A 12,920-nucleotide genomic window follows, 5' to 3' on the forward strand; every position below is an offset into this window, starting at 1 on the left:
GGTACACAATAGAGGGCAGAACCCCATATCGGGATGACGTATTTTAAGGATTAACAATGAAAAAAATCGCAATCGCCTGTGCATTACTCACCAGTTTTGTCGCCAGTAGCGTCTGGGCTGATGCAGCCAGCGACCTTAAAAGCCGACTGGATAAAGTGAGCAGTTTCCACGCCAGCTTCACGCAAAAAGTGACTGACGGCAGTGGCAATGCGGTGCAGGAAGGTCAGGGGGATTTGTGGGTAAAACGCCCGAATCTGTTTAACTGGCATATGACTCAGCCGGATGAGAGCATCCTGGTTTCTGACGGTAAGACCTTGTGGTTCTACAACCCGTTTGTCGAGCAGGCTACTGCGACCTGGCTGAAAGACGCGACCAGCAATACGCCTTTCATGCTGATTGCGCGTAACCAGTCCAGCGACTGGCAGCAGTACAATATCAAACAGAATGGTGATGAGTTTGTTCTGACGCCGAAAGGCAGCAATGGCAACCTGAAACAGTTCACCATCAACGTGAGCACCAACGGAACCATTAATCAGTTTGGTGCGGTTGAGCAGGACGACCAGCGTAGCAGCTACCAGCTCAAGACCCAGCAAAACGGCGCGGTTGACGCGTCTAAATTCACCTTTACCCCGCCGCAGGGCGTAACGGTGGACGATCAGCGCAACAAGTAAGAGGCATGAGTGAGCAATCTGTCGCTCGATTTTTCTGAGAATGCGTTTCAACCTCTGGCCGCTCGTATGCGGCCAGAAAATTTAGCGCAGTACATCGGCCAGCAACACCTGCTGGCTGCGGGGAAACCCTTGCCGCGTGCCATTGAGGCCGGGCATCTGCACTCCATGATCCTCTGGGGGCCACCCGGTACAGGCAAAACCACGCTCGCAGAAGTTATCGCCCGCTATGCTAACGCGGATGTCGAGCGCATCTCGGCGGTCACGTCCGGCGTGAAGGAGATCCGCGAGGCGATTGAACGTGCGCGGCAAAACCGCAATGCCGGGCGACGTACCATTCTCTTTGTCGACGAAGTTCACCGTTTCAATAAAAGCCAGCAGGATGCTTTCCTGCCGCACATTGAAGACGGCACCATTTTCTTCATCGGTGCCACCACCGAAAACCCGTCGTTTGAACTCAATTCCGCGCTGCTTTCCCGCGCACGTGTTTACCTGCTCAAATCCCTGACCGTGGAGGATATTGAACAGGTTCTCACGCAGGCGATGGACGATAATGCGCGCGGCTACGGCGGGCAGGATATCGTTCTGCCTGACGACACGCGCCGGGCGATCGCTGAGCTGGTTAACGGCGACGCCCGGCGGGCACTCAATACGCTGGAAATGATGGCCGATATGGCCGAAGTGGATGCGTCCGGCAAGCGGGTACTGAAACCGGCGTTGCTCACCGAGATCGCCGGGGAGCGCAGCGCGCGTTTCGACAATAAAGGCGATCGGTTTTACGATCTGATTTCGGCACTGCATAAGTCGGTGCGCGGCAGCGCGCCCGATGCGGCGCTTTACTGGTATGCCCGCATTATCACCGCCGGTGGCGATCCGCTGTATGTGGCCCGTCGCTGCCTGGCGATTGCCTCTGAAGATGTCGGGAATGCCGACCCGCGCGCCATGCAGGTGGCTATTTCGGCCTGGGACTGCTTTACCCGCGTCGGGCCTGCTGAAGGCGAGCGTGCTATCGCTCAGGCGATTGTTTATCTGGCCTGCGCACCGAAAAGTAACGCTGTCTATACCGCCTTTAAAGCGGCCATGTCCGACGCTCGTGAACGTCCGGATTATGACGTGCCGGTTCATCTGCGCAATGCGCCGACCAAACTGATGAAAGAGATGGGGTATGGGCAGGAGTATCGCTACGCCCACGACGAACCCAATGCCTACGCCGCCGGGGAGGAATATTTCCCGCAGGAGATGGCACAAACCCGCTATTATCACCCCACAAACAGAGGTCTTGAAGGCAAGATTGGCGAAAAGCTCGCCTGGCTCGCCGGACAGGATCAAAATAGCCCTATAAAACGCTACCGTTAGTGCGATCGTTGCGGTAATGTTGGCAATGTATCCCTGTGGCCGCAGGCTGTGGTCACATTTTCCTATTTTAATTCGATAAGCACAGGATAAGCATGCTCGATCCCAATCTGCTGCGTAATGAGCCAGACGCAGTCGCTGAAAAACTGGCACGCCGGGGCTTTAAGCTGGATGTAGATAAGCTGCGCGCTCTTGAAGAGCGTCGTAAAGTTCTGCAGGTACAAACTGAAAATCTGCAGGCAGAGCGTAATTCTCGATCGAAATCCATCGGCCAGGCGAAAGCGCGCGGGGAAGACATTGAGCCATTACGCCTGGAAGTGAACAAACTGGGTGAAGAGCTGGATCAGGCGAAAGCGGAGCTGGACGTGCTTCAGGCCGAGATCCGTGATATCGCGCTGGCGATCCCGAACATTCCTGACGATAGCGTACCTGTCGGTAAAGATGAAAACGACAACGTTGAAGTGAAACGCTGGGGCACGCCTCGCGAGTTCGATTTCGAGGTTCGCGATCATGTGACCCTGGGCGAAATGCATGCCGGCCTGGACTTTGCGGCCGCAGTTAAGCTGACCGGTTCTCGCTTCGTTGTGATGAAAGGCCAGATTGCTCATCTGCATCGCGCTCTGGCGCAGTTTATGTTGGATCTGCACACCGAGCAGCACGGTTACAGCGAAACCTACGTCCCGTATCTGGTTAACCACGATACGCTGTACGGTACTGGCCAGCTGCCAAAATTTGCCGGCGATCTGTTCCACACCCGTCCGCTGGATGAGGAAGCTGACAGCAGCAACTACGCGCTGATCCCAACTGCGGAAGTGCCGCTGACTAACCTCGTGCGTGATGAGATCATCGACGAAGACGACCTGCCAATCAAACTGACAGCACACTCACCGTGCTTCCGTTCTGAAGCGGGTTCTTACGGTCGCGACACCCGTGGTCTGATCCGTATGCACCAGTTCGACAAAGTAGAGATGGTGCAGATTGTCCGCCCGGAAGAGTCGATGGACGCGCTGGAAGAGATGACCGGCCACGCTGAGAAAGTGCTGGAGCTGCTGGGTCTGCCGTACCGTCGTATGGCGCTGTGCACCGGTGATATGGGCTTTGGTGCCTGCAAAACCTTCGACCTGGAAGTCTGGGTTCCTGCGCAGAATACCTACCGTGAAATCTCCTCCTGCTCTAACGTCTGGGATTTCCAGGCGCGTCGTATGCAGGCACGTTGCCGCAGCAAGTCTGACAAGAAAACTCGTCTGGTGCATACCCTGAACGGTTCTGGTCTGGCTGTCGGTCGTACACTGGTTGCCGTGCTGGAAAACTATCAGCAGGCGGACGGTCGTATTGAGATCCCTGAAGTGCTGCGTCCGTACATGAAAGGCCAGCAGTACATCGGTTAATGATTTGACGTGAAACAAAAAAGCGCCTCAGGGCGCTTTTTTTATACCTTAGAATTGATACGACGCAATAACCCCTCCCTCCAAAGTAGTAATACTCCTCCGAATGAAAGTCAGCATAAAAAACCAATAACGAAGTCATTCGTTATATATAAAACTATATAGCGGCATATGCCGCCTCTCTTTTCTTTGTGAGCAACCAAAGTGAGTCTCTATGAAAATCAAAGCGCCTGAAGCGTTAATGGCTGCCGAGGTCACTCGCCGTGGGTTGATGAAAACCACGGCAATTGGTGGTCTGGCTGTTGCCAGCAGCGCCTTTACGCTCCCTTTTTCTCGTCTGGTGTCGGCGGCGGATGCACTGTCCCCGGCCACCCCGGAAAAAGTGGTGTGGAGTGCCTGTACCGTAAACTGCGGTAGCCGTTGTCCACTGCGTATGCATGTGGTGGATGGTGAGATTAAATATGTCGAAACCGATAATACCGGGGACGATAACTACGAGGAGTTACATCAGGTCCGCGCCTGCCTGCGCGGCCGTTCAATGCGTCGTCGCGTTTATAACCCGGACCGCCTGAAGTACCCGATGAAACGCGTTGGCAAGCGTGGAGAAGGGAAGTTCGAGCGCATTAGCTGGGATGAAGCCTACGACATCATCGCGACGAACATGCAGCGTCTGATCAAAGACTACGGCAACGAATCCATCTATCTGAATTATGGCACCGGGACGCTCGGCGGCACGCTGACCCGCTCCTGGCCACCGGGGAAAACGCTGGTGGCCCGTCTGATGAACTGCTGCGGCGGTTATCTGAACCATTATGGCGATTACTCTTCGGCGCAGATTGCCGCCGGTCTGAACTACACCTACGGTGGCTGGGCAGACGGTAACAGCCCTTCTGATATCGAAAACAGTAAGCTGGTGGTGCTGTTCGGCAACAACCCGGGTGAAACGCGCATGAGCGGTGGCGGGGTAACGTACTACCTCGAACAGGCGCGCGCCAAATCGAATGCCCGCATGATTATTATCGACCCGCGCTATACCGACACCGGTGCAGGGCGTGAAGATGAGTGGATCCCGATTCGTCCTGGCACCGATGCTGCGCTGGTCTCCGCGCTGGCGTGGGTGATGATCACTGAAAATCTGGTCGATCAGCCGTTCCTCGATAAATACTGCGTCGGTTATGACGAGAAAACATTGCCAGCCAGCGCGCCGGCTAATGGCCACTATAAGGCCTATATTCTCGGTCAGGGCAGCGACGGTATTGCCAAAACGCCAGAATGGGCGTCCACCATCACGGGAATTCCGGTAGACCGTATTGTTCAACTGGCACGCGAGATTGGCTCGGCTAAACCGGCCTATATTAGTCAGGGCTGGGGGCCACAGCGTCATGCGAACGGTGAAATTGCCACCCGTGCCATTTCGATGCTCGCCATTCTGACGGGTAACGTAGGCATTCATGGCGGTAACACCGGTGCGCGTGAAGGCTCCTATGACGTGCCGTTTGAACGTATGCCGACGCTGGAAAACCCGGTTCAGACCAGTATCTCCATGTTTATGTGGACTGATGCCATTGAACGCGGCCCGGAAATGACTGCGCTGCGTGACGGCGTGCGGGGTAAGGACAAACTGGATGTCCCGATCAAGATGATCTGGAACTACGCCGGAAACTGTCTCATCAACCAGCACTCTGAAATTAACCGCACCCATGAAATCCTGCAGGATGACAAGAAGTGCGAGATGATTGTGGTAATCGACTGCCACATGACTTCTTCGGCAAAATATGCCGATATTATTCTCCCGGACTGCACGGCCTCTGAGCAGATGGATTTCGCGCTGGATGCCTCCTGCGGCAACATGTCCTACGTTATCTTTACCGATCAGGCCATTAAACCTCGCTTTGAGTGCAAAACCATCTATGAGATGACCTCTGAGCTGGCGAAACGTCTTGGCGTTGAGCAGCAATTTACCGAGGGGCGCACGCAGGAAGGGTGGATGCGCCATCTGCATGAACTCTCCCGCAAAGCGATCCCTGACCTCCCGGATTTCGATACCTTCCGTGAGCAGGGGATGTACAAACAGCGTGATCCGGAAGGCCACCACGTGGCCTACAAAGCTTTCCGTGACGATCCGCAGGCCAATCCGCTGACCACGCCATCGGGCAAAATTGAAATTTATTCAGAAGAGCTGGCAAAAATTGCCTCTACCTGGGAGTTGCCGGAAGGGGATGTTATCGATCCGCTGCCGATCTACACGCCGGGCTTTGAAAACTACAACGATCCGCTGACCGCGAAATTCCCGCTTCAGTTGACCGGCTTCCACTACAAAGCGCGTGTTCACTCTACCTATGGCAACGTCGACGTACTGAAAGCTGCCTGCCGTCAGGAGATGTGGATTAACCCGATGGATGCCAAAGCCCGTGGGATCAGCAATGGCGACCGCGTGCGCATCTTTAACGGTCGCGGTGAGGTACACATTGAAGCCAAGGTGACTCCGCGCATGATGCCTGGCGTTGTCGCGCTGGGGGAAGGGGCCTGGTATAGCCCGGATGCGAATCGCATCGACCAGGCAGGCAGTATTAACGTACTGACCACGCAGCGTCCGTCGCCACTGGCGAAGGGCAACCCGTCCCACACGAACCTTGTTCAGGTTGAAAAGGTGTAAGGAGTAACCGATGACAACCCAGTATGGATTTTTTATTGATTCCAGCCGCTGCACCGGGTGCAAAACCTGCGAGCTCGCCTGCAAGGATTACAAAGATTTAACCCCGGACGTCAGCTTCCGCCGTATTTATGAATACGCGGGCGGTGACTGGCAGGAAGACAACGGTGTCTGGCACCAGAACGTGTTTGCCTACTACCTGTCGATTGCCTGCAACCACTGCGAAGACCCGGCCTGTACCAAGGTCTGCCCGAGCGGGGCGATGCACAAGCGTGACGACGGGTTTGTGGTGGTGGATGAAGATGTCTGCATCGGCTGTCGCTACTGCCACATGGCCTGTCCGTACGGTGCCCCGCAGTACAACGCCGCCAAAGGGCATATGACCAAGTGCGACGGCTGCCACACCCGCGTGGCAGACGGCAAAAAGCCAATCTGCGTGGAGTCCTGCCCGCTGCGCGCGCTGGATTTCGGTCCTATCGACGAGTTGCGTAAAAAACATGGTCAGCTGGCAGCCGTCGCACCGCTGCCGTCCGCGCACTTCACGAAGCCGAGCATCGTGATTAAACCTAACGCCAACAGCCGCCCGACAGGGGATACCACCGGCTACCTGGCAAACCCGAAGGAGGTGTGAGATGGGAAGTGGATGGCATGAATGGCCGCTGATGATCTTCACGGTCTTTGGGCAGTGTGTGGCGGGCGGTTTTATTGTCCTCGCGCTGGCGCTGCTGAAAGGGAATCTCACTGCTGAGCAACAACAACGTTTAGTGTTGAGTATGTTTGGCCTGTGGGTGCTGATGGGAATTGGCTTTATTGCCTCTACGCTGCACCTCGGCTCACCAATGCGCGCGTTCAACTCCCTGAACCGGGTGGGCGCGTCGTCACTCAGTAATGAAATCGCCAGCGGGGCGATCTTCTTTGCTGTGGGTGGGCTGGGTTGGCTGCTGGCAGCACTGAAGAAATTGCCGGCAGGGCTGCGCAGCGTGTGGCTGATTGTCACGATGGTGCTGGGCGTGGTGTTTGTGTGGATGATGGTGCGGGTCTATAACACCATCGACACCGTGCCGACCTGGTACAGCATCTGGACGCCGATGAGCTTCTTCCTGACGCTGTTTATTGGTGGGCCGCTTCTTGGCTTCATGCTGCTGCGCGTCGCGGGTGTTGACGGTTGGGCGATGCGTTTGCTGCCTGTCGTTTCACTGCTGGCGCTGGTGGTGAGCGCAGTCGTCACCCTGATGCAGGGCGCGGAGCTGGCAACCATTCACAGCTCTGTTCAGCAGGCGTCTGCCCTGGTGCCGGCATACGGCTCGCTGATGGCCTGGCGCGTGGTACTGCTGGTGGCGGCACTGGTGTGCTGGATTGTGCCTCAGCTTAAGGGGTATCAACCCGCGCTGCCGCTCCTGTCACTGGCTTTTGTGCTGGTCCTCGCAGGTGAACTGATCGGCCGCGGTGTGTTCTACGGTTTGCATATGACCGTAGGTATGGCCGTCGCCAGTTAACGTTGCAGTGGGTGAGATAAAGCCGGGACGGAGCGCCCGGCTTTTTTTATTTTAATCATGAAATTTTTCGACTGACGTTTTGTTTTCACTTCGGGCATTAATAAATAAAAACAGATACATAATTCATATCTATAGCAGGCGTTGCATTAGCAGGATAAGTTTTTTAAATCGACAGGGAACATATCGTGCGTGGCGGTGAAACCAGTGGATTGACTTTGTTTTTGCCAGTGGCATGATGCGCACGAAATCTGAACTTCCTCACGGTTTTTAATCCATGACCATCTATACCCGGCCAGTGCTTTTATTGCTCTGTGGCCTGCTTCTGCTGACCCTGGCGATCGCAGTGTTAAATACGCTCGTCCCGCTGTGGCTCGCCCATGAAAACTTACCGACCTGGCAGGTGGGTATGGTCAGCTCGGCCTTTTTTACCGGCAACCTGCTGGGTACGCTGGTTACAGGAAGCCTGATTAAACGCTTTGGTTTTAACCGCAGCTATTATCTGGCCTCGCTGCTCTTCGCTGTCGGATGTGCCGGGCTGGGCCTGATGGTCGGCTTCTGGAGCTGGATGGTATGGCGCTTTATCGCCGGAGTGGGTTGCGCGATGATTTGGGTGGTGGTTGAAAGCGCGCTGATGTGCAGCGGCACGTCACGTAACCGCGGACGCCTGCTGGCAGCCTATATGATGGTTTATTACATCGGTACCGTGCTTGGTCAACTGATGGTGAGCAAACTGCCAACCGACCTGATGAGCGTTCTGCCGTGGGTGACGGGAATGGTGCTGGCAGCAATCCTGCCGCTGCTCTTTACGCGCATTGTGAACCAGAATAGCGAACACCAGGAAGCAACCCACGTCTGGCCAATGCTGAGACTGCGTCAGGCGCGTCTTGGCGTTAACGGCTGTATTATCTCCGGAATTGTGCTTGGTTCACTGTATGGCCTGATGCCGCTTTATCTGAACCATCAGGGCGTCAGCGATTCCGGGATCGGTTTCTGGATGGCGGTGATGGTGAGTGCGGGGATTGTCGGTCAGTGGCCGATTGGACGCCTGGCCGATCGCTTTGGTCGCCTGTTGGTGCTGCGTGTTCAGGTTTTCGTGGTGATCATGGGTTGTCTCGCCATGCTCAGCAATGCGGCGATGGCGCCTGCGCTGTTTATTCTGGGTGCCGCAGGTTTTACGCTCTATCCGGTCGCGATGGCCTGGGCCTGTGAGAAAGTTGAACACCACCAGTTAGTGGCAATGAACCAGGCGTTGTTACTGAGCTATACCATCGGCAGCCTGCTGGGACCGACCTTTACCGCGATGCTGATGCAGAATTACTCCGACAATTTGCTGTTTATTATGATCGCCAGCGTATCGTTTATTTATCTCTTAATGCTGCTGCGCAAAGTGGGAGAACACCCGACGCCTGTGGCGCATGCCTGATTAATAAAAAGCCAGTCGATGACTGGCTTTTTTGTCCCCATCACATATAAGACTTTTACGTATTGTTTGTTTATTGCACCAGGCGATAATTCAGGTGAGTTATATCACTAAAAGGCAACAATCATGTCTACTCGTCGTTTTACCACTACCGCTCTGGCAGTAGTGTTGTCTTTAACGTTTGCTGCAGCTCCGGTCATGGCTAACCCGGGTAACGGGAATGGCAGTGGTCACGGGAACAGTGGCGGACAAGGTAATGGCGGCAGTCACGGCAATTCCGGTAGTCATGGCAACGGAAATTCCGGTACCCACGGTAATAAACAAAATAACGGTCAGGAAAATCCAGGTAAATCGAATAAAAGCGTCAGTGACGATGTCGACGCCCGTGTGAGCTTCGATCATGCCCGTCACCTGGCACTCAATTACGGCTTAACAGGTTATGAGTCACTGCCTCCGGGTATTGCGAAAAACCTCGCACGCGGTAAACCGCTCCCTCCGGGCATTGCGAAGAAAACCGTGCCGGCTTCTATGCTGGGCCAACTTCCTTCCTATCCTGGTTATGAATGGCGTGTCGTCGGTGACGATCTGGTCTTAATTGCGCTGAGTACTGCGGTTGTGACCACCATTATTAATGGCGTCTTCAGATAATATAAAAAAGGCCCGGTTCTCACCGGGCCTTTTCTTAATACATTACCTTGTGGCCGTACTGTTCAAGAATACCTTTCACGCGTTCCATCGTCTCTTTCTTCGGCGGCTTAACGCCATCGAGTTTATATTCTTCGCCCATGGCGACCCACTTGTGTTTACCCAGTTCGTGGTAGGGCAGAAGCTCAATTTTCTCAACGTTGCCCATATCGCGGGTAAATTCTCCCAGCCGATGCGCGGAATCGTCATCATCTGACCAGCCAGGTACAACAACATAGCGGATCCAGGTTTTGATGCCTTTCCCGGAGATGTATTTGGCGAACTCCAGCGTACGGTGGTTGGAAACACCCACCAGATTCTGGTGGATCTCATCGTTCATCTGTTTGAGATCGAGCATCACGAGGTCGGTGACGTCGAGCAGTTCGTCAATGACCGGATCGTAGCGGCGGACAAAACCGTTTGTATCGAGACAGGTATGAATGCCTTCTTTGCGGCAGGCGCGGAACCAGTCGCGCACGAATTCGGCCTGCAGAATGGCTTCACCGCCGGAAGCGGTTACGCCGCCGCCGGATGCGTTCATAAAGTGACGATAAGTCACCACCTCTTTCATCAGTTCTTCGACGGTCACTTCTTTGCCGCCGTGCGTATCCCAGGTGTCACGGTTATGGCAGTACAGGCAGCGCATCAGGCAGCCCTGGAAAAAGGTGATAAAGCGGATACCCGGGCCATCGACAGTGCCACAGGATTCAAAGGAGTGAATGCGACCAATAATTGACATTGCGGTGATATCTCCAGCATCGGCCCGTCCGGGGCCTGTGTATGCACAGCTCAAAACCGGCTGTGTTTAAGTCTGTTTTGGCTGTTATCCATAGAGTATAGATAGCGGACGAAAGAGACTGTGATGGAGAGAGTGTTAAAAAGGCCCCACGTATGTGGAGCCTTTATTGTACGCCTTTTAACGCGTGATTTCAGTCAATTCCACTTACATGGACTGAGTGAAAGTACGGGTGATAACGTCCTGCTGCTGTTCTTTCGTCAGGGAGTTAAAACGTACTGCGTAGCCGGATACACGGATGGTCAGCTGAGGATATTTCTCAGGGTGTTCCATCGCATCAAGCAGCATTTCACGGTTCATTACGTTCACGTTCAGGTGCTGACCACCTTCAATGGACGCTTCGTGGTGGAAGTAACCATCCATCAGACCCGCGAGGTTAGTTTTACGTACTTCGTCGTCTTTACCCAGCGCATTTGGCACGATAGAGAAGGTGTAAGAGATACCATCTTTCGCGTAAGCAAACGGCAGTTTAGCAACGGAGGTCAGAGAGGCAACAGCACCTTTCTGGTCACGACCGTGCATTGGGTTAGCACCTGGGCCGAATGGCGCACCTGCGCGACGACCGTCTGGGGTGTTACCGGTTTTCTTACCATACACAACGTTAGACGTGATGGTCAGAACAGACTGAGTCGGGATAGCGTTACGGTAAGTGGTCAGTTTCTGAATTTTCTTCATGAAACGTTCAACCAGGTCAACCGCCATGTCATCAACGCGAGAGTCGTTGTTACCAAACTGCGGATATTCGCCTTCGATTTCGAAGTCAACAGCCAGACCGTCTTCGTCACGAATTGGTTTAACTTTCGCATATTTGATTGCAGACAGGGAGTCAGCCGCAACGGACAGACCTGCGATACCACACGCCATGGTGCGGATAACGTCACGGTCATGCAGCGCCATCAGAGAGGCTTCGTAGCTGTACTTGTCGTGCATGTAGTGGATAACGTTCAGGGCAGTGACGTACTGTTTAGCCAGCCAGTCCATGAAGTGATCCATACGCTCCATGACTTCATCGAAGTTCAGAACGTCGCCTTTGATTGGTTCAGACTTAGGACCAACCTGCATTTTCAGTTTTTCATCAACGCCGCCGTTGATTGCGTACAGCATGGTTTTCGCCAGGTTTGCACGCGCACCGAAGAACTGCATTTGTTTACCAACAACCATTGGGCTTACGCAGCATGCGATAGCATAGTCATCGTTGTTGAAGTCCGGACGCATCAGGTCATCGTTCTCGTACTGCAGAGAAGAGGTGTCGATGGACACTTTAGCGGCGAATTTCTTGAAGTTCAGAGGCAGTTTTTCAGACCACAGAACGGTGATGTTCGGCTCCGGAGAAGGACCCATGGTGTACAGGGTGTTCAGGAAGCGGAAGCTGTTTTTGGTAACCAGAGTACGGCCATCAACACCCATACCACCGATAGATTCCGTTGCCCAGATTGGGTCACCAGAGAACAGCTCATCGTATTCAGGGGTACGCAGGAAGCGAACCATACGCAGTTTCATGACCAGGTGGTCAATCATTTCCTGAGCGTCTTGCTCGGTGATTTTACCCGCTTTCATATCACGTTCGATGTAAGCATCCAGGAAGGTGGATACACGACCGAAGGACATTGCTGCACCGTTCTGAGACTTAACAGCGGCCAGGTAGCCGAAGTAGGTCCACTGGATAGCTTCCTGAGCGTTGGTTGCAGGACCAGAGATATCGCAGCCATATTTAGCCGCCATTTCTTTGATCTGACCCAGCGCGCGATGCTGTTCAGCGATTTCTTCACGCAGACGAATAGTCGCTTCCAGGTTTACACCGTTTTCCAGATCAGACTGCAGGGAAACAAACTGCGCGTATTTGTCTTTCATCAGGAAGTCGATACCGTACAGCGCAACGCGACGGTAGTCACCGATGATACGGCCACGGCCATAGGCATCTGGCAGACCAGTCAGAACGCCAGATTTACGGCAGTTCAGAATGTCTTTGGTGTAAACATCGAATACACCCTGGTTGTGGGTTTTGCGGTATTCGGTGAAGATTTTTTTCAGCATTGGGTCCAGCTCGCGGTTATACGCTTTGCAGGAACCTTCAACCATTTTGATACCACCGAACGGGATGATCGCACGTTTCAGTGGTGCTTCAGTTTGCAGACCAACGATTTTCTCAAGGGCTTTGTTAATGTAGCCAGCATCGTGAGAAGTGATGGTAGAAGCAACGGAGGTGTCAAAATCAACTGGCGCGTGAGTGCGGTTTTCCAGTTTTACGCCTTCCATTACGCTGTCCCACAGCTTGGTGGTCGCGTCAGTTGCACCAGCCAGGAAGGATTCGTCACCTTCATACGGGGTATAGTTTTTCTGAATGAAGTCACGTACGTTTACTTCATTCTGCCAGTCACCTTTCGCAAAACCTTCCCAGGCTGTGGCTAACTTTTCATTAAGCTCGGACATGTAACACCTACCTTCTTAAGTGGATTTTTTATTTA

Annotated in this window: 10 protein-coding genes; 8 read left to right on the plus strand and 2 right to left on the minus strand. The window is 53.9% G+C overall.

Features of this window, described 5'->3' with window-relative positions; genetic code table 11:
- Positions 1-56: 56 nt before the first annotated feature.
- From lolA to QRN24_RS20905, 8 genes are all read left to right on the plus strand, one after another.
- Complete coding sequence (gene lolA, locus QRN24_RS20870) at positions 57-671, plus strand: outer membrane lipoprotein periplasmic chaperone LolA (RefSeq protein ID WP_014169368.1); 615 nt, start codon at positions 57-59, stop codon at positions 669-671.
- A 9-nt stretch (positions 672-680) separates the two neighbouring features.
- Entirely contained in the window at positions 681-2,024 is a 1,344-nt protein-coding gene (gene rarA, locus QRN24_RS20875; RefSeq protein ID WP_025204557.1) for a replication-associated recombination protein RarA, read from the plus strand.
- A gap of 92 nt (positions 2,025-2,116) precedes the next feature.
- A complete protein-coding gene (gene serS / locus QRN24_RS20880; protein WP_008499983.1) occupies positions 2,117-3,409 on the plus strand; it encodes a serine--tRNA ligase in 1,293 nt (430 codons plus the stop codon).
- 211 nt (positions 3,410-3,620) lie between these two features.
- Positions 3,621-6,062 (plus strand): dimethylsulfoxide reductase subunit A, encoded by a 2,442-nt coding sequence (gene dmsA / locus QRN24_RS20885; protein WP_284943034.1) that lies wholly within the window; start codon positions 3,621-3,623, stop codon positions 6,060-6,062.
- 10 nt (positions 6,063-6,072) lie between these two features.
- Complete coding sequence (locus QRN24_RS20890; protein ID WP_014169373.1) at positions 6,073-6,690, plus strand: DMSO/selenate family reductase complex B subunit; 618 nt, start codon at positions 6,073-6,075, stop codon at positions 6,688-6,690.
- 1 nt (position 6,691) lies between these two features.
- Positions 6,692-7,555: a dimethyl sulfoxide reductase anchor subunit family protein gene (locus QRN24_RS20895; protein WP_014169375.1), complete on the plus strand. Its 864-nt coding sequence runs from the start codon at positions 6,692-6,694 to the stop codon at positions 7,553-7,555.
- A gap of 274 nt (positions 7,556-7,829) precedes the next feature.
- Complete coding sequence (locus tag QRN24_RS20900; RefSeq protein WP_284943035.1) at positions 7,830-8,978, plus strand: MFS transporter; 1,149 nt, start codon at positions 7,830-7,832, stop codon at positions 8,976-8,978.
- Between the two features lie 123 nt (positions 8,979-9,101).
- Positions 9,102-9,623, plus strand: coding sequence for an anti-virulence regulator CigR family protein (locus QRN24_RS20905; protein WP_020884824.1), 522 nt, complete (start codon positions 9,102-9,104; stop codon positions 9,621-9,623).
- A 34-nt stretch (positions 9,624-9,657) separates the two neighbouring features.
- Here the strand turns inward: QRN24_RS20905 and pflA are convergent, their stop codons facing one another.
- Both pflA and pflB read right to left on the minus strand, forming a co-directional pair.
- A complete protein-coding gene (gene pflA, locus QRN24_RS20910; RefSeq protein WP_020884823.1) occupies positions 9,658-10,398 on the minus strand; it encodes a pyruvate formate lyase 1-activating protein in 741 nt (246 codons plus the stop codon).
- Positions 10,399-10,602: 204 nt separating this feature from the next.
- The gene (gene pflB / locus QRN24_RS20915) at positions 10,603-12,885 is read right to left on the minus strand and encodes a formate C-acetyltransferase (protein ID WP_014169380.1); all 2,283 of its coding nucleotides are present in this window, start codon (positions 12,883-12,885) and stop codon (positions 10,603-10,605) included.
- Positions 12,886-12,920: the final 35 nt, after the last annotated feature.

The sequence above is a fragment of the Enterobacter sp. MEB024 genome (genome assembly GCF_030209635.1).
Classification (GTDB): domain Bacteria; phylum Pseudomonadota; class Gammaproteobacteria; order Enterobacterales; family Enterobacteriaceae; genus Enterobacter; species Enterobacter ludwigii.

Coding starts and splice junctions, on each gene's coding strand:
- serS (WP_008499983.1), top strand. CDS start 2,117: ATGCTCGATCCCAATCTGCTGCGTAATGAGCCAGACGCAGTCGCTGAA.
- lolA (WP_014169368.1), top strand. CDS start 57: ATGAAAAAAATCGCAATCGCCTGTGCATTACTCACCAGTTTTGTCGCC.
- QRN24_RS20905 (WP_020884824.1), top strand. CDS start 9,102: ATGTCTACTCGTCGTTTTACCACTACCGCTCTGGCAGTAGTGTTGTCT.
- QRN24_RS20890 (WP_014169373.1), top strand. CDS start 6,073: ATGACAACCCAGTATGGATTTTTTATTGATTCCAGCCGCTGCACCGGG.
- dmsA (WP_284943034.1), top strand. CDS start 3,621: ATGAAAATCAAAGCGCCTGAAGCGTTAATGGCTGCCGAGGTCACTCGC.
- QRN24_RS20895 (WP_014169375.1), top strand. CDS start 6,692: ATGGGAAGTGGATGGCATGAATGGCCGCTGATGATCTTCACGGTCTTT.
- QRN24_RS20900 (WP_284943035.1), top strand. CDS start 7,830: ATGACCATCTATACCCGGCCAGTGCTTTTATTGCTCTGTGGCCTGCTT.
- pflB (WP_014169380.1), bottom strand. CDS start 12,885: ATGTCCGAGCTTAATGAAAAGTTAGCCACAGCCTGGGAAGGTTTTGCG.
- pflA (WP_020884823.1), bottom strand. CDS start 10,398: ATGTCAATTATTGGTCGCATTCACTCCTTTGAATCCTGTGGCACTGTC.